The organism is Streptomyces sp. NPDC058872 (assembly GCF_042743065.1).
Classification (GTDB): domain Bacteria; phylum Actinomycetota; class Actinomycetes; order Streptomycetales; family Streptomycetaceae; genus Streptomyces.
The window spans coordinates 21,377-40,197 of sequence record NZ_JBHYMK010000049.1 but is presented as its reverse complement, the minus strand read 5'-3'; the positions used below and the strand labels follow the sequence as shown (position 1 = coordinate 40,197).

At 73.9% G+C, this 18,821-nt stretch carries 20 protein-coding genes; 8 read left to right on the top strand and 12 right to left on the bottom strand.

What is annotated here, in order from left to right:
- Positions 1 to 714 carry a thioesterase II family protein gene (locus tag ACFW22_RS26755; RefSeq protein ID WP_386409184.1) on the top strand — a complete coding sequence of 238 codons (714 nt, stop codon included), beginning with the start codon at positions 1 to 3 and terminating at the stop codon, positions 712 to 714.
- Here ACFW22_RS26755 and ACFW22_RS26750 read toward each other — a convergent pair.
- A complete protein-coding gene (locus ACFW22_RS26750; RefSeq protein WP_386409182.1) occupies positions 692 to 2,074 on the bottom strand; it encodes a class II 3-deoxy-7-phosphoheptulonate synthase in 1,383 nt (460 codons plus the stop codon). The two genes, ACFW22_RS26755 and ACFW22_RS26750, sit on opposite strands and share 23 nt — an antisense overlap.
- Positions 2,075 to 2,283: 209 nt before the next feature.
- On the opposite strand from ACFW22_RS26750, the gene ACFW22_RS26745 reads away from it, so the two are divergent.
- Together ACFW22_RS26745 and ACFW22_RS26740 are read left to right on the top strand one after the other, a co-directional pair.
- Complete coding sequence (locus tag ACFW22_RS26745) at positions 2,284 to 3,876, top strand: anthranilate synthase component I family protein (protein ID WP_386409180.1); 1,593 nt, start codon at positions 2,284 to 2,286, stop codon at positions 3,874 to 3,876.
- Between the two features lie 76 nt (positions 3,877 to 3,952).
- Positions 3,953 to 4,570, top strand: coding sequence for an anthranilate synthase component II (locus ACFW22_RS26740; RefSeq protein ID WP_386409178.1), 618 nt, complete (start codon positions 3,953 to 3,955; stop codon positions 4,568 to 4,570).
- Here the strand turns inward: ACFW22_RS26740 and ACFW22_RS26735 are convergent.
- A complete protein-coding gene (locus ACFW22_RS26735) occupies positions 4,548 to 5,936 on the bottom strand; it encodes a PLP-dependent aminotransferase family protein (RefSeq protein ID WP_386409176.1) in 1,389 nt (462 codons plus the stop codon). The genes ACFW22_RS26740 and ACFW22_RS26735 overlap by 23 nt on opposite strands.
- Positions 5,937 to 6,072: 136 nt before the next feature.
- Between ACFW22_RS26735 and trpD the strand changes: the two genes are divergently transcribed.
- A complete protein-coding gene (trpD, locus tag ACFW22_RS26730; RefSeq protein WP_386409174.1) occupies positions 6,073 to 7,131 on the top strand; it encodes an anthranilate phosphoribosyltransferase in 1,059 nt (352 codons plus the stop codon).
- 55 nt (positions 7,132 to 7,186) lie between these two features.
- On the opposite strand, the gene trpC is transcribed toward trpD, so the two are convergent.
- The 10 genes from trpC to ACFW22_RS26680 all read right to left on the bottom strand — a co-directional run bounded on the left by trpC (position 7,187) and on the right by ACFW22_RS26680 (position 15,032).
- A complete protein-coding gene (gene trpC / locus ACFW22_RS26725) occupies positions 7,187 to 8,020 on the bottom strand; it encodes an indole-3-glycerol phosphate synthase TrpC (RefSeq protein WP_386409172.1) in 834 nt (277 codons plus the stop codon).
- 67 nt (positions 8,021 to 8,087) lie between these two features.
- The gene (locus ACFW22_RS26720; protein WP_386409170.1) at positions 8,088 to 8,798 is read right to left on the bottom strand and encodes a 2-hydroxychromene-2-carboxylate isomerase; all 711 of its coding nucleotides are present in this window, start codon (positions 8,796 to 8,798) and stop codon (positions 8,088 to 8,090) included.
- 1 nt (position 8,799) lies between these two features.
- Positions 8,800 to 9,546, bottom strand: coding sequence for a 3-oxoacyl-[acyl-carrier-protein] reductase (gene fabG, locus ACFW22_RS26715; protein ID WP_386409168.1), 747 nt, complete (start codon positions 9,544 to 9,546; stop codon positions 8,800 to 8,802).
- Positions 9,543 to 10,136: a 3-hydroxyacyl-ACP dehydratase FabZ family protein gene (locus tag ACFW22_RS26710; protein ID WP_386409166.1), complete on the bottom strand. Its 594-nt coding sequence runs from the start codon at positions 10,134 to 10,136 to the stop codon at positions 9,543 to 9,545. The genes fabG and ACFW22_RS26710 overlap by 4 nt, the downstream gene beginning before the upstream one ends.
- The gene (locus ACFW22_RS26705) at positions 10,133 to 10,549 is read right to left on the bottom strand and encodes a hypothetical protein (RefSeq protein ID WP_386409164.1); all 417 of its coding nucleotides are present in this window, start codon (positions 10,547 to 10,549) and stop codon (positions 10,133 to 10,135) included. Before ACFW22_RS26705 ends, ACFW22_RS26710 begins: the two co-directional genes overlap by 4 nt.
- A gap of 10 nt (positions 10,550 to 10,559) precedes the next feature.
- On the bottom strand, positions 10,560 to 11,684 hold the full coding sequence (locus ACFW22_RS26700) for a beta-ketoacyl synthase N-terminal-like domain-containing protein (protein WP_386409162.1): 1,125 nt from the start codon (positions 11,682 to 11,684) through the stop codon (positions 10,560 to 10,562).
- Entirely contained in the window at positions 11,681 to 12,646 is a 966-nt protein-coding gene (locus ACFW22_RS26695; RefSeq protein ID WP_386409160.1) for a hypothetical protein, read from the bottom strand. Before ACFW22_RS26695 ends, ACFW22_RS26700 begins: the two co-directional genes overlap by 4 nt.
- Positions 12,643 to 13,446: an alpha/beta fold hydrolase gene (locus ACFW22_RS26690; protein ID WP_386409158.1), complete on the bottom strand. Its 804-nt coding sequence runs from the start codon at positions 13,444 to 13,446 to the stop codon at positions 12,643 to 12,645. The genes ACFW22_RS26695 and ACFW22_RS26690 overlap by 4 nt, the downstream gene beginning before the upstream one ends.
- Positions 13,443 to 14,729 carry a beta-ketoacyl synthase gene (locus ACFW22_RS26685; protein WP_221744751.1) on the bottom strand — a complete coding sequence of 429 codons (1,287 nt, stop codon included), beginning with the start codon at positions 14,727 to 14,729 and terminating at the stop codon, positions 13,443 to 13,445. Before ACFW22_RS26685 ends, ACFW22_RS26690 begins: the two co-directional genes overlap by 4 nt.
- A 42-nt stretch (positions 14,730 to 14,771) precedes the next feature.
- Entirely contained in the window at positions 14,772 to 15,032 is a 261-nt protein-coding gene (locus ACFW22_RS26680; protein ID WP_386409155.1) for an acyl carrier protein, read from the bottom strand.
- 215 nt (positions 15,033 to 15,247) lie between these two features.
- Here ACFW22_RS26680 and ACFW22_RS26675 point away from each other — a divergent pair, with 215 nt between their 5' ends.
- The 4 genes from ACFW22_RS26675 (at position 15,248) to ACFW22_RS26660 (ending at position 18,816) form a co-directional block, all read left to right on the top strand.
- Positions 15,248 to 15,976 (top strand): 4'-phosphopantetheinyl transferase family protein, encoded by a 729-nt coding sequence (locus tag ACFW22_RS26675; protein WP_386409153.1) that lies wholly within the window; start codon positions 15,248 to 15,250, stop codon positions 15,974 to 15,976.
- Entirely contained in the window at positions 15,973 to 16,212 is a 240-nt protein-coding gene (locus ACFW22_RS26670; RefSeq protein WP_073817685.1) for a hypothetical protein, read from the top strand. Before ACFW22_RS26675 ends, ACFW22_RS26670 begins: the two co-directional genes overlap by 4 nt.
- Before the next feature lie 127 nt (positions 16,213 to 16,339).
- Positions 16,340 to 17,131 (top strand): ABC transporter ATP-binding protein, encoded by a 792-nt coding sequence (locus ACFW22_RS26665; RefSeq protein WP_386409151.1) that lies wholly within the window; start codon positions 16,340 to 16,342, stop codon positions 17,129 to 17,131.
- Entirely contained in the window at positions 17,131 to 18,816 is a 1,686-nt protein-coding gene (locus tag ACFW22_RS26660) for an FtsX-like permease family protein (protein WP_386409149.1), read from the top strand. The genes ACFW22_RS26665 and ACFW22_RS26660 overlap by 1 nt, the downstream gene beginning before the upstream one ends.
- The last annotated feature ends 5 nt before the right edge of the window (positions 18,817 to 18,821 follow it).

Genomic DNA, 18,821 nt, shown 5'->3' with positions numbered 1-18,821 from the left:
ATGCCGTGGACCCGTACGACCGCACCGCGGGCCTCCGCCCCGGTGCGGCTCTTCTGCTTTCCGCACGCCGGCGGCTCCCCGCTGTTCTTCCGTGGATGGGGCGGCGCGCTCACCGGGGCCGAGGTGTACACCGTCTGCTATCCGGGGCGCGCCGAGCGTCTTGGCGAGGAGCCGTTCACCGACCTGCGCGCGATGGCGCGCCTGATCGCCGAGGAGATCGCCGGCGCGGACGACGGCCGGCGGGTCGTGCTGTTCGGGCACAGCATGGGTGCGCTCGTGGCGTACGAGACGGCGGCCGTCCTGGAGGAGCGCGGTGCCCCGGTACACGGGCTGCTCGTCTCGGGTGCGCGGGCGCCGCACCTGCCGCGCTCTGACGCCCCCGACGGCCCGGAGGGCGCCCTGCGGACCTTGACCGAACTTGGCGGCACCGCACCCGAGTTGCTGGCGGACCCGGACTTCCGCGCGCTGATCCTGCCCTCGCTGACAGCCGACTTCGTCATGCTCGGCGGCTACACGAAGCCGGACCGGCCGCCGCTGTCCTGTCCCGTCACGGCGCTCGTGGGGGACGCCGATCCCCGGGTGACCCCCGCGCAGGCCGAGGCCTGGCGGGAGGCGAGCCGGGGCACCTTCCGGCTGCGGACGGTGCCCGGCGACCACTTCTACCTGGCCGCCGAGCCCCCGTTCGACGCGCTCAGGGACGGCTGCCGGGCCTGAGCGTCGCCGGACGCTCCCGGTACATCTCGGCGAGCAGGAACGCCAGGTCGAGCGACTGGTCGTGGTTGAGCCGCGGGTCGCAGGCGGTCTCGTAGCGCCGGTCCAGGTCCTCGGCGCGGACTTCGTTGCCGCCTCCCACGCACTCGGTGACGTCGTCGCCGGTGAGTTCCACGTGGACGCCGCCGGGGTGGGTGCCCAGGGCGTGGTGCACTTCCACGAAGCCGCGGACCTCGTCGAGGACGTCGCCGAAGCGGCGCGTCTTGTGGCCGCTCGGCGCCGTGAACGTGTTGCCGTGCATCGGGTCGCTGACCCAGCACACCTGGGCCCCCTCCGCGGTCACCTTCTCCACGAGGGTCGGCAGCACGTCGCGGACGCGGTCGGCGCCGGCCCGGACCACCAGGGTCAGCCGGCCCGGCTCGCGCGCCGGGTCGAGGCGGTCGATGAGACCGAGGACGGCGTCGGGCGAGGCGGTGGGACCCAGCTTGACCGCGATGGGGTTGGCGACCCGGGAGAAGTACTCGACGTGCGCGCCGTCCAGGTCCCGGGTCCGCTCACCGATCCACAGCAGGTGCCCGCTGGTGGCGTACGAGCGGCCCGTCTCCCCCTCGACGCGGGTGAGCGGGGCCTCGTAGTCGAGGAGCAGCCCCTCGTGCCCGACGAAGAACTCCGCGCTCGTCAGCTCCCCGAGGCCGACGCCGCAGGCCTGCATGAAGGCGAGGGTGCGGTCGATCTCGTCGGCGATCCGCTCGTAGCGCCGGCCCGCCGCCGAGCCCGTCACGAACCCCTGGTTCCAGGCGTGCACCTGGCGGAGGTCGGCGAAGCCCCCGGTGGTGAGCGCCCGGACCAGGTTGAGGGTGGTCGCAGACGCCTCGTACATCCGCCGCATGCGCCATGGGTCGGGCGTGCGGTCCCGCTCGGTGAAGGCGGCGCCGTTGACCGCGTCGCCGCGGTAGGACGGGAGCGTGAGCCCGTCACGGTGCTCGACCGGGCTGGAGCGGGGCTTGGCGTACTGCCCCGCCATGCGGCCCACCTTCACCACCGGCAGGGCGGTGGCGTGGGTGAGGACGACGGCCATCTGGAGCAGGGTCCTGAGCTTGCCGCGCACCCCCTGGACGGTCGCCTCGCCGAAGGTCTCCGCGCAGTCGCCGCCCTGGAGGAGCACGGCCTCGCCCCTGGCCACGGCCGCCATCCGCTCGCGCAGCCGGTCGCACTCGGCGGCGAGGACCAGCGGCGGCGCCTGGGTCAGCCACCGCGTCACCGCGCGCACCTCCCCCTCGTCCGGCCAGTCCGGCTGCTGGGCGGCGACGTGCGTCCGCCAGGACCCGCCGGATTCTCTGGATTCTGTGGAGTCGCTTTCCATGGTCCGAGCTCCCTTCCCGTGCACCGATGCGGAAACCTAGAGAAGCACAGTGCATGACGGCGGGCGGGGTCAAGGAATTCGGAAGTGGTCCGTATCTGCGCGAGGCGATTGGTCTGGCACGCCGGGGGGATCACGCGGTTCTCTTTTCATCGTCGGGATGGATCGACCGCTGCCCGAGGACGATTTCGAGAATTCGACGGGAGTTCACCATGACGAAATTGACGGAGAGTGAATCCATCGGGGTACGGGTCGTGGCGGACGAGCTGCCGTGGCACGACCCGCTCGATCTGTACACCGGTCTGCGCGAGGCCCTCGGCGACGCGGAGGTCTTCCTCTTCGAGGACCTGAGCGGCGAGGGGCCGCGGCAGCGGAACTCGGCCGCCGTCGGGGTGGGCCGGCTGGCGGAGATCCGCGGCTTCGCCGGCCACGTCGAGATCGACGGCGCGCCGGAGCTGGTGCGCGCCCTCGTGGCGGCCGCGGAGGCGGCGGGACTCCACCCGGAGGCCTCCCCGGACCACCCGGAGACCTCCCCGGAGACCTCCCCGGAGCCGGGCGCGGAGCCGGGCGCGGAGCCGGGCGCGGCGGCAGGTGCGCACCGGCTGCGGCTTACCCGCTCCGACCAGCTGTGGGACCTGGCGGCCCGTGCGCAGCGGCTCTTCGTCCTCGACACCGAGCTGCCCGCCTCCGAGTACGCCTTCGGGTTCCTGACATCGTTCGCGTACGAGTCCGCCTGGCACATGGAGGAGCTGCCGCGGCGCACCAAGGCGACCGGCGGCCCCGACGTGACCCTGACGCTGTTCCGGGACACCGTCCGCTACGGGCCGGACGGGGTGCGTCTGCTCGCCGCCGAGAGCGCGGCCTTCCCGGCGCGGCCCGACCGCCTGGACGTCGCCATCGAGGTCTGGGCCGCCGCACAACGCCCCGAGAGCGGAACGGAGTCGGTCGTTCCGGCGGCCCCGGAGCCCCGGGAGGTGCGCGACAGCGTCAGCCGTGCCACCTTCCTCGACTGGGCCGCACGCTGCCTCGCGCACATCGGCGTCGGGGACATCTACCAGATCCAGATCGGCCACCGCATCGACGTGCGGACCGCCCTGGGGCCCGTCGATGTCTACCGCCGGCTGCGCGGCCGCAACCCCTCGCCGCACATGTACCTCCTGCCGCGCGCCGGAAGCACCCTGATCGGCGCGAGCCCGGAGCTGTTCCTGCGGATCGAGGACGGCAGGATCGTCATGCGACCCATCGCGGGCACCGCCCCGCGCTGCGCGGACGACAACGAGGAGAACCAGCGACGGGTCAAGGAGCTGCGCGAGAGCGAGAAGGAACGGGCCGAGCACATCATGCTGGTCGACCTGTGCCGCAACGACATCGGGCGGGTCTGCCGGCCGAGCGTCCAGCCCGTCGACCGGCTGATGGCGGTGGAGACGTTCTCGCACGTCTTCCACCTGGTCTCCTCCGTCTCCGGTGAGCTGGAGCCCGGGGTGGACCCGTGGCAGGCCGTACGGGCGACGTTCCCGGCCGGCACCATGACGGGTGCGCCCAAACTCCGCGCCATGGAGATCATCGACGGCCTGGAGCAGGAGCACCGGGGCGCCTACGCCGGGGCCGTGGGCCTGGTCGACGTGCGCGGCTGGAGCGAACTGGCCCTGTGCATCCGCACGATCGCGTACGACGGCTCCGTCTACTCCACGCAGAGCTCCGCCGGTCTGGTGGCGCAGTCCGACCCCGAGGCCGAGTGGCGCGAGACCCTGGCCAAGATGGGCGCCGCCTACTGGGCGCTCACCGGGGCCGAGCTGGCCGAATGACCCCCTGGCCGCCGCCCCGCGATCCGTCCCCCTCCCCGCCGCCCTCGCCCTCGCACTCGCCCTGGAGACGACCGGTATGAAGGTCCTGCTGATCGACGCCTACGATAGCTTCGTCCACATCATCGACCAGTACCTGCGCACCCTCGGGGCCGACACCGACGTCGTACGGTCCCGCACTCGCTCCCCCGAGGAACTCGCCGCCACCCGCCCCGACGCGGTCGTTCTCGGCCCCGGCCCCGGGCACCCCCGGGACTCCGGTCACGTCGAGCTGGTCCATCGCTTCGCCGGCCGGGTGCCGGTGCTCGGCGTGTGCCTCGGCCACCAGGCCATCGCGCTGGCCTATGGCGGCCGGGTCGAGGTCGCCGACCAGATCATGCACGGTCGGATCAGCACGGTCCGGCACGACGGCGCGGGCATCTACCAGGGGCTCGGCCACACCCTGGAGGCCACGCGGTACCACTCGCTGGTCGTGGCCGAGCCGCTGCCCGGGGAACTGACCGTCACCGCCGTCGCGGCCGACCACGGCTATGTGATGGGGCTGCGGCACCGCACCCTGGCCGTCGAGGGCGTGCAGTTCCATCCGGAGAGCATCATGACGACGGCGGGCCTCACCCTCCTGGAGAACTTCCTCGCCACCAGCGGCTCCCCGGCGCCCGGGCGGGAGGCCGGGCTCACCGGCGCACGGCCACGCTGATCTCCCGTACGGCCTCGGCCACGCCCGAGCGCGGCAGGTGGGTGTGCCCGACCACGAGCGCGGGCGCGCCCCTGAGCGGCCGGGCGTGGTAGGCCGCCGCGCCGCGCACGAGGACCGACCGGCCGAGCGCCGCGGTCACGAGCGCCGCCTCGTCGGCGTACCGGGGCAGCCGGACGTACGTGTGGTGCCCCGCGGCCCTGCCGGTTACCTCGGCGCCCGGCAGGTGGCGGCGCACCGCCTCGTCGAGCCCCTCCCTGCGGCCGCGGCAGTGGGCGTTGAGCCGGCGCAGGTGCCGGTCGAACGTGCCGCTGCGCAGCAGCTCCGCGAAGGCCAGCTGGGTCAGCGTCTCGGTGCCGAGGTCGTGGCGGGCCCGTGCGCGCAGCAGCGGCTCCACCAGCGCGTCGGGAGCCGCGAGCCAGCCCAGTCGGAGTCCGGGCGCCAGCGTCTTGCTGGCGGTCCCGGCGTAGAGGACCCGGTCGGGGGCGAGGCGCTGGAGCGCGAGCGGCCGGGGGGTGCGCTCGTACCAGAGGCCGCCGTCGTAGTCGTCCTCGATCACCCAGCCGCCGACGGCCTCGGCCCACCGGACCAGGGCCTCGCGGCGCCGCGCGCTCAGGGTCACCCCGGTGGGGAACTGGTGGGCGGGCGTCACCAGGACGGCCCGGGCGCCGGTCGCGGCCAGGGCGTCGACGTCGAGGCCCTCGTCGTCGACGGGGACCGGCACGGGCGAGAGCCCGCTCTCCCGCAGGAACCGGCGCTGCCCCGGGTGGCCCGGGTCCTCGATGGCCAGCCGGTCCACGCCGTGCCACGGCAGTACGGTGCAGAGGAGGCCCAGGGCGTGTCCGAAGCCGGCCACCACCATGATCGAGTCAGCGTCCGCGCGGACACCGTTCGACCTGCCCAGATAGTGGGCGAGTTCGGTGCGCAGGGCCGGTTCGCCGGCCGGCGGCGGATAGTCGTGGTCGGCGGGCGTGGCCGCGTCGAGGACCCGCTGGTAGCACGAGAGCCACTCGCGCCGGGGGAACGCGGGCAGGTTGCGTCCGCCCGCTCGCAGGTCCCAGCGGGTCACCGGGCCGCGGCCGGCGTCGAGGAGGGCCGGTACGACGGCCTCCTCGCCCACGTGCGGGCCGACCCGGGTGCCGGCGCCGCGCGTCGCCTCCAGGTACCCCTCGGCCACGAGCTGCCCGTAGGCCTCCACGACCACGCTGCGTGACACGTCGAGGTCGTCGGCGAGGGCGCGGCTCGACGGGAGCCGGGTGCCGGGATGGAGGACTCCCTCGGATATCTCCTTCTTGATGAATCGCTGGATCTGCGCCGTCAGGGAAACCTCGGAATCCCTCGCGATGTCGACGGACATGTGCAGTGCCACAGCACTTCCCTTCCTCCGGCGGGTTCCCGCGGGAATTGGACCGTACGACTCGGTGGACAGTGGTCTGGAATGCCGGTCGGGCGGTCAGCAGACTGGCGTACGACACGTATTCGGATATCGGGCTGAGGAGAATTCCATGAGCGCCGAACCGCTGACGCGCAGCTGGCCGGATCTGCTGGACGCCCTGTTGGACGGCCGGAGTCTGACCGCGCGGGACACGGAATGGGCGATGGACGACGTGATGTCGGGCCGGGCCGGGCCGGTGCGGCTGGCCGGGCTCATGGTGGCGCTGCGGGCCAAGGGCGAGACGGTCGAGGAGATCGAGGGGCTCGTACGGGCCCTGTACCGGCACGCGGTGCGCCTGGAGGTCCCGGGGCCCGCCCTCGACATCGTGGGCACGGGAGGTGACGGCTCGAACAGCGTCAACATCTCGACGATGTCCGCGATCGTGGCCGCCGGCGCCGGTGCCCGCGTCGTCAAGCACGGCAACCGGTCGGCGTCCTCGGCCTGCGGCTCGGCCGACGTCCTGGAGGAGCTGGGCGTCGCGCTGTCGCTGGAACCGGCGGAGGTCGCGGAGGTCGCCGAGGACGTCGGCATCACCTTCTGCTTCGCGCCGGATTTCCATCCGGCGCTGCGGCACGCGGCCGGTCCGCGCCGTGAGCTGGGCATCCGTACGGTCTTCAACGCGCTGGGCCCGCTGGTGAATCCGGCCGCGCCGGCCGCCTGCGCGGTGGGCGTCGCCGACCGGCGGCTCGCTCCGCTGCTCGCCGGGGTGCTGGCCCGGCGGGGGGTGTCGGCGCTGGTGTTCCGGGGCGACGACGGCATGGACGAGCTGACGGTCACCACGACCTCCACGATCTGGTCGGTGCACGACGGCAAGGTGCGCGAGGAGCGCTTCGACCCGCGGGCCCTCGGCATCCCCCGGGCGGACGCGGCCGCACTGCGCGGCGGCGACCGGGTGCACAACGCGCGGGTGGCACGCGAGGTCCTTGCCGGCACCCGGGGACCGGTACGGGACGCGGTGCTGCTGTCGGCGGCGGCGGGGCTCGCCGCCCTAGAACCGCACTCGCGTTCCTGCACCGAGCGCCTGTCGTCGGCGCTGTTCCGCGCGGCCGAGTCCATCGACTCGGGCGCGGCGACCGCCGTCCTCGACCGCTGGCGCACGATCACCACGAAGCGGGCCACGGGAGGCTGAAGCCACGTCAGGGCCGGGCCCCGCAGGGCCCGGCCCTGACGGTCCGGTCGAGTGGTCACGGGTCCGGTGGTCCGGCCGTGGGCGGTGCCGCGGGAGCGGGCCGGGCACGGCCCGCCGCCGTCAGGTCCCGTACCGCCTCGCGCGGGGCGCCGCCCGTCACCAGGCTGGTGCCGACGAGGACCGCGTCCGCGCCCTGGCGGGCGTACACGGCGACGTCGTCCGGGCCCCCGACGCCCGACTCGGCGATGGTGACGACGTCGGCGGGGAGGAGGGGCGCGACGCGGGCGAAGGCCATCCGGTCCACCTCCAGGGTGCGCAGGTCGCGGGCGTTGACGCCGATCACCCGGGCGCCGGCGGCCAGTGCCCGCTCCGCCTCGTCGGCGTCGTGGACCTCCACCAGCGGGGTGAGGCCGATCTCGCTGGCCTGGGCCACCAGGTCAGTGAGCAGCGGCTGGTCGAGCGCGGCGACGATCAGGAGCACGAGGTCCGCGCCGTGGGCCCGCGCCTCCCACACCTGGTAGTCGCCGACGACGAAGTCCTTGCGCAGGACCGGCACGCGTACCCGCGCGCGTACGGCGTCCAGGTCCGCGAGCGAGCCGCCGAAACGGCGCCGCTCGGTCAGGACGCTGACGGCGCGGGCGCCGCCCGCCTCGTAGTCGGCGGCGAGGGACGCCGGGGAGGGGATGGCGGCGAGCGGGCCCAGGGACGGGCTCGCCCGCTTCACCTCGGCGATCACCCCGGTGCCGCCGTCGCCGCGCAGCAGCGCCGCGCCGTCCAGGACCGGTCCTGCGTGCGCAGCGCGTTCCCGCACCTCCCTGACGGGGACGCGGAGTCGCCGCTCGTCCAGGTCGTCGCGCACACCCGCGACGATGTCGTCGAGCACCGTCATGACCGCGATCCCCCCGCCGGAGGCCGTCCGGGTGCGGTCGCGGTCCCCGGCCGGGCGGGCCCGGGCGTCATCCGCAGCCTCCGGCGTGACCGTCGTCGGTGGACCGGGGGCCGAGTCCGACGGCGGCGGCGACCGGCTCCGGCAGGCGCGGCGCGGGGACCGTCCGCGTCCGGAGGTGGCCGACGAAGTCGGGGAGCCGGTCGAGGCCCCAGAACCGGCTGTAGCCGTGGACGAAGAAGGGCACGCCGAAGACGCCGTCCGCGTCGATGTCCCGCAGCAGCCGCACGCCCTCGCGGCGCAGCTCCGGGTCCTCGGCGGCGCCCGCCGCCGCGTCCCCGTCGACGCCGACGGCGGTGGCGATCGCGGCCACGACGTCCGGGGCGCAGATGTCGCGGCCCTCCTCCCAGCGCGCCCGGTAGGCCGCCGCCACGTACGCGGAACCGTGGCCCTCGCGCAGCGCGACGAGGTACGCCAGGTGCGGGACCTCCCACACCGGCGCCTTGTCGACCGGCCAGGTCAGCCGCAGCCCCCGGGCCTTGGCCAGGCGCCCCACGTCCTGGAGGACGTACAGGTGCTTGGCCCGTGACATGGGCGTGTACGGGAAGGAGCCGCCGGCCTCCGTGAGCATCCGCTCGCTGACGGCGTCGGGCTCGAAGAACGGCCGCCACTCGACGGCGGCGGCGACGTCGGGGTGGGTGTCGACCAGCTCCCGGTAGGCGAGCCACGAGTAGGGGCTGCGCAGCGAGAAGTAGAAGCGCGGTGTCTTGTCGGCCGCCATGTCAGATCACCAGCCCGCCGTCGACCCCGAAGACCTGCCCGGTGATGTACGAGGCGCGGTCCGACGCGAGGAAGGACACCATGTCGGCGACCTCCTCGGGGCGGCCGAAGCGGCCGAGCGGGACGCGGGCGGCCAGCCGCTCGCCGGCGTCCTCGCCGAGCGCCGAGGTCATGTCGGTCTCGATGAAGCCGGGGGCCACGCTGTTGACGCGGATGCCCCGAGGCGCGACCTCCTTGGCCAGGGCCTTGGAGAAGCCGATGATGCCGGCCTTGGACGCCGAGTAGTTGGTCTGGGTGGCGTTGCCGTACACCCCGGCCACCGAGGACATGGTGATGACGGAGCCGGTCCTGCGCTTGAGCATGGCGAAGACGGCCGCGCGGCAGACGTGGTAGGTCCCGTCGAGGTTGACGCGCAGCACCTCCTGCCAGGAATGGCCGTTCATCATGATGAGCGGGTTGTCGCGGACGATGCCGGCCGAGGAGACGACGACGTGCACGGGGCCGAGTTCGCGCTCGGTCCGGCGGACGAAGTCCTCGGCATCGAACTGCTCGGCCACGTCGACCTGGCAGGCGAGGACGGCCGCGCCGGCGGCCTCGACCTCCTTGGCGACGGCCCGCGCCTCCTCCTCGCGCGAGCGGTAGCAGAAGGCGATGTCGTATCCGTCGGCGGCGAGGCGCTGGACCACGCTGCGGCCGATGCCCCGGGAGCCTCCCGTGACCAGGGCGACGCGGTTGTCTGCGGACATCATGACCTCTCGTCGGTTGTCTTCGCGGTGGTCCCGGCCGCCGGGTCCAGGGACTCGGCCGGCCGCAGGGCGAGCGTCAGCTGCCCCACCTCCAGGACGGTCCGGTCCCCCACGACGGTGGTGCCGGTGGTGAGGACGGTGTCGCCGAGGTCCCGCAGGACGCGGACCTCGTGGACGAGGACCGCCCCGGGTTCCACGGGGGCCAGGGCGCGCACGTCGCGCACCCCGGCGAGGAGGGCGACGTTGCCCTTCAGGACGTCCGGGTTCGGCCGCTCCCAGCAGGCGAGCAGGACGGCGGCCTGGGCCCAGGACTCGAGGAGCAGCCCGAGCGGGAGGGACGGGTCGTCGTCCTGGCCGGGGCGGACGGGCCCGGGGTGGAAGCCGGGCCCGGCGGCGACCGTCCGGTGGGCGACCAGCCGCCGGCCGGGTTCCACGGCGACCACCCGGTCCACCAGCAGCGCCGGGGGGCGGTGCGGGATGACGGAGGTGAGGCGCGCGTCCGTCGGCGCGGGGCCGGCCACGGGCTGTCCCGGGGGCGTCGGCGCGGGGTCTCCCGCGAGCGTCGTCACGGGGTCTTCTGGGGGCGTCTTCACGGGGTCTCCTGCGGGTCGTTCGTCTCCCGCGGGTAGTGGAGGGTGATCTCGGCGGCGGGCCGGTCGTCCGCGCGAACGGCGGCGACGGCGCGGACCCCGTCGGCGGTGCGCTCGATCCGCGCCTCGACGACCATCTCCCCGCCGGGCCGTACCGGGCTGAGGAACCGCGCCTTGCGCACGACGACCGGGTGGTCGCGGGGCGCCCCCGCGGAGGCGGCCAGCTCGTACACGTACTGGACGAGGCTGAAGCCAGGCACCAGCGGAAAGCCGGGGTAGTGGCCCGCGAGGAACGGGTCATCGGCGGGTACCGCGAACGAGCTCCGTACGGTCTCCTCGGCCAGCCCGGTCCGCTCGGGACCGCCGACCGCCCGCGGGCGGTCCTCCACCAGGCCGAGGGCCTCTTCGAGCGTCATGGCCGTCTCCTCATCCGCTCAGCAGCGCGCAGCCGACCGTGCCGTCCCGGTCGATGCCGGTGACGAGCGCGAGCTGTCCGGCCGGCAGTCCGCCCCCGGCCGCGAGGGCGAGGACGGCCACGGTCTGGAAGCCGGTCGCCGCGGCCGAGGTGTCGCCGAGCAGCGGCCGGCAGTGGATCCACTCGGGCTCCTGACCGGCCGGCAGGGCCTCCCGCACGGCGTCCTCCTCGCCCTCGGTGCCGAGCGGCACGACGAGGCGGACGTCCGCAGGGTCGGCGCCGGCCTCGTCGAGGAGGGCGCGGACGCACCGGGTCAGGGCGTCGGCGACCTCGGCGGGCCGGTGGTACGCGCGGAACCGGGTGCCCCGCAGCCGGGCGAGCGGGGTGCGGCCCGCCGCCCGCGCGGCGTCGGCGGATTCGAGGAGCCAGGCCGCGCCGCCCTCGCCGAGCGGGATGCGCGCGTCACCGTCGGCGGCGTGCCACTCAAGCCAGGCGCGCTGCTCCGAGTACTCCTCGGCGACCCCGCACAGCACCCGCTCGCAGTGTCCGCCCCGGTACAGCCGGCCGGCGTAGCCGAGGACGAGCAGCCCGGTCAGCCAGCCGCCCGCGATGGTGGTGTTGGGGCCCTTGATGCCGTGCCAGATGGCGCTCTGGCCGGCCGCCCTGTTCATCACCGTGTTGGGGAAGCGGGCCGGGTCGACGAGATAGGGGCGGTCCCCCGTGAGCGAGTCGCGGGTGAAGTCCATGATGCTCTGGACGCTGCCGGACCCGGTGCCGAGCACCAGGGCGACGCTCTCCGGGCGCTCGACGAGGGCGGGGCCGCACGCGTCGAGGAGGCTGCCGAAGGTGGAGACGGCGAGCGCGGTGACCCGGTCCATGGTGCGGGTCCCCTTCTTGCCGAGGGCGCCCGCCGCGGTGAAGTCCGGAACGAGCGCGCCCTGCCGGTAGGGGCCGGGGAAGGCCTCGGGGTCCAGGTCGGCAGGCGCGCTCGCCGCGCCCCGGATCCCCTCGGCGTACGCGGCCGCCTCCATGCCGTACGGGGAGACCGACGACCAGGCGGTGAAGACGAGTTCGTCCGCGGGCCCGGTCCGGTCGGTGGATCCGGCCGGGCGGCTCGCGACGTCCGCCGCGGTCATGCGGTCCCCCGGCCGACCGCCTTGCCCGCCTTGCCGTTGAGCGCGTTGATCAGACGGTCGTCGAAGTCGACGAGGCTCCAGTCGGCGCGGTTCTCGATGACGGCCCAGCCGTGGGTGATGCGGCCGGTGGTGGTGGGGACGAGGACGCCGTCGCGGAGCACGTAGGTGTCCATGCGGGCGGTGTACGTGTAGCGCTTGAAGACGTTCTCGACAGTGAAGACGGTGTAGAGCGTCTCCTCCATGCGGGCCTCGTCGAGGACGGTGATCCGCGAGTGCGGGACGACGGGGATCCAGTCCTGCTCGTCGAGGAGGGTCTTGATCGACACCCCGCGGTCCTCCAGGAAGAGGTCGACGACCTCCTCCATCTGCCGCAGGTAGCCGGACATCTGCACGCGCTCGGTGAAGTGGCAGTAGAAGTACGGCATCCGCCAGGCCCAGCCGAAGGCGTTGCGGCCCGCGGTCAGCTGCTCCAGCGGGTCCGTGCCCGCCGGTACCGGGATCGCCTCGGCGCCGGCGCCGAGCCGCTCGACGACGTACTCCGCGAGCTCGGCCGGCGCCTCCTCGGCCTCGTGGCCCCGCGGGTCGAAGCGCAGCTGGACGGCGACCTTGGAGACGACGGCCTTCACGGGCTCGCCGTCGCGCTCGGTCGTCATCTCGACGACTAGGCGCAGTCCGTCGCCCTTGCCGGGGGCGGGCCGGACGACCGCGGACGCGACGCTGTCGATGTGGAAGGCGGTGAGGATCTTGGTGTCGAGGTCGGTGATGTCGACACCGAGGCCGTACCGCTCGTACAGCTCCCCGGCGGGGAAGCCGCGCTGCCGCAGGTGGTCGTAGACGGCTTCCTCGACCATGTAGTTGACGTGCTTGAAACCGATCCAGGTGCAGATGTTGGACCCCTCGTAGCGGGGCCGGATCTCCAGGCGGGTGCTGCCGTCCGTGGTGGCGGCCGTGCTGCTGGTCATGTCATCTCCAGTCGGGGAACGGGGGCTGCGGCGGCGTGCCGCGCCGGACGGGTTCCTACGGCGAGGAAGTCGTGCACGAAGCGGGTGACGCGGTCCGGGTCCTCCACCATGGGGAAGTGCCGGCAGCCGTCGAGGAGTTCGAAGCGGGCGCCGGGCACGGCCGCGGCGAGGGCCCGGCCGTCCTCCGCCCGCGCCGCGATGTCCTTCTCTCCGGACAGCACGAGCAGCGGGGAGCGGACGGCGGCCAGGTCGAGGAAGGGGGTGCGCAGATACGATTCGAAGAACCGCATCCAGCCGTACGGGCCGATCTGGTCGCGCAGCCGCAGCGCCATCCAGTCCCGGTGCGTCTTGGCGAACCGCTGGGTCTCGCCGACCTCCAGCGCCTCCTCGAAGACGCGGTGGAAGTCGTTGAGGTAGTACGAGATCACCGACCAGTCGAAGTCCCGGGGACTGGACCGGTAGAACGGGCTGACCAGGACGGTGGGCCGGGGTGCGACGAGCCCCGCGGCCCCGGCCTCGGTGAGCAGGTTGGCGGCGTACGAGTGGGCCACGACCGCGTCGTAGGGCTCCTGGAGCAGCTCGACGAGGCACTGGGCGGGCTGGGGCAGGGAGCCCCAGCCCTCGCTGTCGGCCATGGCCCGCCAGGGCAGTTCCACGTCCCACAGTTCGAGGCGTCCGTCGGCGCGGGCCGCGAACGGGTCCCACACCGAGGGCCGGCCGCCGAGACCGTGCAGCAGGAGCACCCGCAGCGGGTCGTCGTGCGTGGCGGGCCGGCGCAGCCGCGGGGTCAGGGCCGTCATGCGGCCGTTTCCGGTTCGTACGGGCGGCCGGCGGTTCCGGGTGCGGACCGGTCGGCGGCGTCCGGCTCGTACCGGCCGAGGATCACCACGGCATTGTTGCCGGCGAAGGCGAGCGCGTTGTTCTGCACGATGCGCACGTCGGCGGGGCGCGCCTCGTTGGGCACCGGGTCCAGGCCGCACTCGGGGTCCGTCCGCCGGTGGTTGATGGTCGGCGGGATGAACCCCTCGGTGATGGCGAGGGCGCAGGCGGCCGAGGCGAGGGCGCTGGCGGCCCCCATGGTGTGGCCGAGCATGGACTTGATGGACACCGTGGGCGGGGGGTCGGCGAACACCTGGCGGATGGCTCCCGCCTCGGTGACGTCGTTGGCCTTCGTCCCGGTGCCGTGCGCCGAGATGAAGTCGATGTCCTCGGGCTTTACCCCGGCGTTGCGGTGGGCCAGCTCGATACAGGCGGCGAGGCTGTCCCGGTCCGGGGCGACCGGGTGGTGGGCGTCGCAGTTCAGACCGTAGCCGAGGATCTCGGCGTAGATCCGGGCACCGCGGGCGAGGGCCGATTCCAGGCTCTCCAGGAACAGGATGCCGGCCCCCTCGCCGGTGAGGATGCCCTGCCGGTCGGCGTCGAACGGCCGGCACACGTCGGGGGCGATGGTGCCGAGCCGGTAGAAGCCGGTGAACGTCTTGCGGCACACGGCGTCGGCCCCGCCCGACAGGGCGACGTCGACCTCACCCGACCGGATCGCGTCGAAGCCGGAGCCGATGGCGTAGTTGCCGGCGGCGCAGGCGGTGGGGATGGTGACCGCCTCCACGTCCCGCAGCTCCAGCTCGCGGACGATGCTGCTCGACAGCATCCCCGCGCCGGACCGGCGCGCCACGACCGGGTCCAGGTGCTCGGGCCCGGTGGCAAGCTGGCTCTCCATCAGGCCGTCGAGGTCGTGCGACTCCCCGTCGGTGGTTCCGACGGAGACGAGCACCCTGCGGGCGCGCAGCTCCTCCAGGCCCATTCCGGCGTCGGACACGGCCATCCTGGCCGCGGCCACCGAGAACTGGCCGGCCCGGCCCAGCTCTCCGGGATCCACGCGCTCGATCCACTCGGACGGGTCGAAGCCCTCGATCTCACAGCCGTTGGCGTACGCGTATCCGGTCGTGTCGAAGGCCGTGATCGGCTTGACCCCGCTGCGTCCGGTACGCAGCCCGGTCAGGAACTCGGTGGCCGAGGTGCCGATGCTGGTCACCGTCCCCAGGCCGGTGACGACGACCCGGTGCGGCCGGCGCTCACTGCTCATCGCTGTCCCCTCTGTCGGCTCTGTCGGGATCCGCGCGGGGCACTACGCGGTCAGGTTTTCCTGGACGACGGCGACCACGCCGTCGAGGTTGACCATCCGGGTGAGCTCGGTCTGGTCGATCTCGATGCAAAAGGTGCGCTCCAGGGAGGAGAGGATCTCGATCGCGCCGAGCGAGTCGGCGTTGTGGTCCTCCTTGAAGAGGCTCGTGTCCGTGACCTCGGCCGGCTCGATCTCGAGGATCTCGCAGACGATCTCCTTGATCTCGGCACGCTGTTCGGTGGTGATCGCGACCGTGCTGGTCATTTTCGCCTCCACGTGTTGACGCAGCTGATGGTGAGAAGTTTTCTCGGCTGCGCTGACATGGAACTGACGAGCAACTGATGCGGGCCGGAACGGTGTTGCCGCAGCGCTGTGGGCTGCGTTTTTCGGCGCCCGCTGAAACACCTGTCCGTGGGCGGCCGTTCGCGTCAAGGTGATCGATTGACACCTCCGCGCCCGCCCGCCCCGCTGGAGAAGGCTTGAACCGCCGCCCCCGCCACCGCCTCCTGCCCCGCAGGATCACCGTCGTCGTCACGCCCACACCGGGCCTGGACGCGGCGGCCTCGCGTGCCGCGCTGCTGAGGGCTGCGACCCGGGTCTGCGGGGTGGCGCCGGGCTCGCTGCGGCTGGGGCACGATCACGCGGGCCGGCCGCTGCTGTCCGGTCTGGGCGACGGGCTGTGGGTGAGCCTCAGCCACGGCCGCGGGCTCGCCGCGCTCGCCCTGTCGTACGTGGGGCCCGTCGGCGTCGACGTCGAGGTCCCCCGCCGGGTGGCCGCCGTACAGCTCGCCGCCCGGTGGTTCCCCGCCGCGGAGGCCGCGTGGGTGCGCGACCGGCCCGAGGCGGAGCGGGACCTGGCGTTCTTCTGGCTGTGGACCCACAAGGAGGCGATGGGCAAGGCCTACGGCACCGGTCTGGACTCGGGCGGGCTCGAACGGCCCGGTCCGCTGCCGCACCGGTGGCCGCCGGCCCCGGTCCGCCGACTGCTGCCGCTGCCCGCCCCGGACGCCCCGCCGCGGGCCGAGCGGGCGGTCACGGAGCCGTACGCCTGGCACTGCGTCGCGGCGCCGTTCGCCGGGCCGCGCGGGGTGCTCACCGTGGCGGCGCTCGGCCCGCGCGCGCGGGGCGCGGACGTGGACGTACGGCTGTGCCCGGCGCCGCTCCGGCGCGCGGAGCACCTCACGAGTCGAAGGGAAGCGACGACATGAACGGCGGGCTCATCGCCATCCTCATCACGTTCATCGTGGTGCTCGGTCTCAGTACGAGCACGGTCGCCTACTTCGTCCTGCAGAGACATCGCGCGGACGGCGCCGCGATGGCCCAGTACCGCGTCCTCGCCGAGGAGTCCGTGGCGCGCCAGGAGTCGCTACACCGGACGCTCAGGGAGCTCACCGACCGGCTGTGCGCCGTCGAGTTCATGCTGCGCAGCGTCGACGAGGGATGAGGGAGCCGCCGTCCTGGCCCCGGACGGACCGGTCGGCGTCCCCGGCCCCGGACGGACCGGTCGGCGTCCCCGGCCCCACCACGACCACACCACGAACCATCTGCACCAGCACCAGGGAGACCCATCCATGAAGAGCACGCCGCAGCGTGAAGCCGACGAGGTCGTCGTCCTCAGCAGGGTACGTCGGGCGTACGGCGCCGAACGCACGGGCGTGGTCGCGCTCGACGACGTGTCGATCGGCTTCCGGCGCGGCACCTTCACCACCGTGATGGGGCCCTCCGGATCGGGCAAGACCACCCTGCTCCAGTGCGCGGCGGGGCTCGACCGCCCGACGTCCGGGTCGGTGGTCCTGGACGGTGTCGAGCTGACCGGCATGAGCGAGCGGAACCTGACCAGGCTCCGTCGCGAGCGCATCGGCTTCATCTTCCAGTCGTACAACCTGCTGCCCGCGCTGACCGTCGAGGACAACGTCACCCTGCCCCTGCGGCTGGCGAGCCGCCGGCCCGAACCCGGCAGTGTGGCGCGGGTGCTGGAGCAGGTGGGCCTCGGTGACCGCGGCCGGCGCCGGCCGGACGAGCTCTCCGGCGGTCAGCGGCAGCGGGTCGCGATCGCCCGCGCGCTGATCACGGAACCGGCCGTCATCTTCGGTGACGAGCCGACCGGCGCGCTCGATACCCACACCGCCCTCGAGGTGCTGCGGCTGCTGCGCTCCGCGGTGCGCGACGGCGGGCGGACGGCCATCGTGGTGACGCACGACCCGGTGGCCGCCTCCCACGCCGACCGGGTCGTCTTCCTGGCCGACGGGCGGATCGTGGACGAGCTGCACGGCGCGACCGCCGACACGATCGCCGAGCGCATGGTCCATCTCGGCGCGTGGGGCGAGCGTCCCGGCGTCCATACCCCCGGAGGATCGGTCTGATGTTCGGTCTGGCCCTGCGCACCCTGCGCTTCCGCAAGAGCGGCTTCGTCGCCTCCTTCGTGGCCCTGTTCCTCGGAGCCGTCATCGTCGCCGCGTGCGGCGGTCTGATGGAGACCGGCATCCGGGCCTCCGCCCCGCCGCGGCGGGCAGACGGCGGTCACGCCGTCGTCCTGTTCTCGCCGATCGAGCAGGAGGCGACCCGGCTGGTCTCGCTCTCCGCCGTGTTCGGCGGGATCGCCGTCATGGTGGTGGTGTTCGTCGTCGGTTCCACGCTCGCCGTGCTCGTCCAGCAGCGCATGCAGGAGATGGCCCTGCTGCGGGCGGTCGGCTCGCTGCCCGGTCAGATCCGTCTCCTGGTGGTGTCCGAGACGCTGGTGGTCGGGGCGCTCGCGACCGCGCTCGCCCTGGCACCCGGTCACGCCGCCGGACGGCTGATGCTGGAGCGGTTCGCCGAGGGCGGGATGGTCTCGCCCGAGATGCCCTACCGCGCCGGCTGGATCCCGCTGGGCATCGCCGCCGGGGCGGCCCTGCTGGCGGCCGTGGCCGCCGCCTGGATCGCCTCGCGCCGCGCCGCGCTGGTCCGGCCCGCGGCCGCCCTCGCCGAGGCGGGGCTGCAGCGCCGCTGGATGAGCGCGCCGCGTCTGGTGTTCGCGCTGCTCTGCCTCGCCGGCGGCACCGCCCTGGCCCTGGTCACCGTGCTGGTGATGCCTGGGTCGGTCGCAGCGAGCACGGCGGGTCCGACCGCGATGCTCTGGGCCTCCGGCATCGCGCTGGTCGCGCCGGGGCTCACCCGGGCGCTGATCGCGGTGCTGCGGCCGCCGCTGCGCGTCCTGCCCGGCCCGTCCTGCCGCCTCGCCTCCGACAACGTCCGGGCCCGCGCGGTCAGGACGGCCGGTGCGGTCACTCCGGTGATGCTGGCGACGGGGCTCGCCACGGGTCTGCTCTACCTCCAGACGACCCAGGACGCGTCGGCCCGGGACGCCCGCGCGGCCGACACGGTCACGAGCGCCCCCGTCTCCGTCACCCCGGCGTCGCGTACGGAGGTGAACGTCCCTGCCTCCGTCCCACCGCCCCGTACGGCCGGCGGCTCGGCGGTCGCCGTCACCCCTGCCCGTACGGACGCCCACGCCACCGTCGCCGTGACCCCGGCGCGTACGGACGTGAATGCCACCGTCGCCGTCACCCCGGCGCGTACGGACGCGCACGCCTCCCCCGCCGTCGCGGTGGGCCGTACGGACGGGAGCTCGGCGGTCGTCGTCGCTGCCCCGCGAGCCGCCTCCGGGGGTGCGTCGGCCGATGCCTGGATCAACTTCCTGCTGGCCGGCACCATCATCGGGTACGCGATGATCTCCCTGGTCAACACCCTGGTGGTGGCCGCGTCCGAGCGGCGCGAGGAGTTCGCGCTCCAGCGTCTCGTGGGGGCCACCACGGGCCAGGTGATGCGGATGATGACGATCGAGGCGCTGCTCGTGGCGGTGATGGGGACCATCCTCGGCTCCCTGGTGGCCGCCGCGACGCTGGTCCCGTTCCGGCTCGCGCTCGACGGCTCATGGCTGCCCGGCGGCCCGCTGTGGATCTACCTCGCGACCGTCGGCCTAGTCACCGCGCTGACCGTGGCGGCCACGCTGGTGCCGGTCCGGCTCGCCCTGCGGTTCCCGCCCACGGGGGCGCCGGCCGCGCCCTGACGTCC

Bases quoted from the DNA above. Each gene is read 5' to 3' on its own strand.
- ACFW22_RS26755 (WP_386409184.1), top strand. From the start codon at position 1: ATGCCGTGGACCCGTACGACCGCACCGCGGGCCTCCGCCCCGGTGCGG.
- ACFW22_RS26750 (WP_386409182.1), bottom strand. From the start codon at position 2,074: ATGGAAAGCGACTCCACAGAATCCAGAGAATCCGGCGGGTCCTGGCGG.
- ACFW22_RS26745 (WP_386409180.1), top strand. From the start codon at position 2,284: ATGACGAAATTGACGGAGAGTGAATCCATCGGGGTACGGGTCGTGGCG.
- ACFW22_RS26740 (WP_386409178.1), top strand. From the start codon at position 3,953: ATGAAGGTCCTGCTGATCGACGCCTACGATAGCTTCGTCCACATCATC.
- trpD (WP_386409174.1), top strand. From the start codon at position 6,073: ATGAGCGCCGAACCGCTGACGCGCAGCTGGCCGGATCTGCTGGACGCC.
- trpC (WP_386409172.1), bottom strand. From the start codon at position 8,020: ATGACGGTGCTCGACGACATCGTCGCGGGTGTGCGCGACGACCTGGAC.
- ACFW22_RS26720 (WP_386409170.1), bottom strand. From the start codon at position 8,798: ATGGCGGCCGACAAGACACCGCGCTTCTACTTCTCGCTGCGCAGCCCC.
- fabG (WP_386409168.1), bottom strand. From the start codon at position 9,546: ATGATGTCCGCAGACAACCGCGTCGCCCTGGTCACGGGAGGCTCCCGG.
- ACFW22_RS26705 (WP_386409164.1), bottom strand. From the start codon at position 10,549: ATGACGCTCGAAGAGGCCCTCGGCCTGGTGGAGGACCGCCCGCGGGCG.
- ACFW22_RS26700 (WP_386409162.1), bottom strand. From the start codon at position 11,684: ATGACCGCGGCGGACGTCGCGAGCCGCCCGGCCGGATCCACCGACCGG.
- ACFW22_RS26695 (WP_386409160.1), bottom strand. From the start codon at position 12,646: ATGACCAGCAGCACGGCCGCCACCACGGACGGCAGCACCCGCCTGGAG.
- ACFW22_RS26690 (WP_386409158.1), bottom strand. From the start codon at position 13,446: ATGACGGCCCTGACCCCGCGGCTGCGCCGGCCCGCCACGCACGACGAC.
- ACFW22_RS26685 (WP_221744751.1), bottom strand. From the start codon at position 14,729: ATGAGCAGTGAGCGCCGGCCGCACCGGGTCGTCGTCACCGGCCTGGGG.
- ACFW22_RS26680 (WP_386409155.1), bottom strand. From the start codon at position 15,032: ATGACCAGCACGGTCGCGATCACCACCGAACAGCGTGCCGAGATCAAG.
- ACFW22_RS26670 (WP_073817685.1), top strand. From the start codon at position 15,973: ATGAACGGCGGGCTCATCGCCATCCTCATCACGTTCATCGTGGTGCTC.
- ACFW22_RS26665 (WP_386409151.1), top strand. From the start codon at position 16,340: ATGAAGAGCACGCCGCAGCGTGAAGCCGACGAGGTCGTCGTCCTCAGC.
- ACFW22_RS26660 (WP_386409149.1), top strand. From the start codon at position 17,131: ATGTTCGGTCTGGCCCTGCGCACCCTGCGCTTCCGCAAGAGCGGCTTC.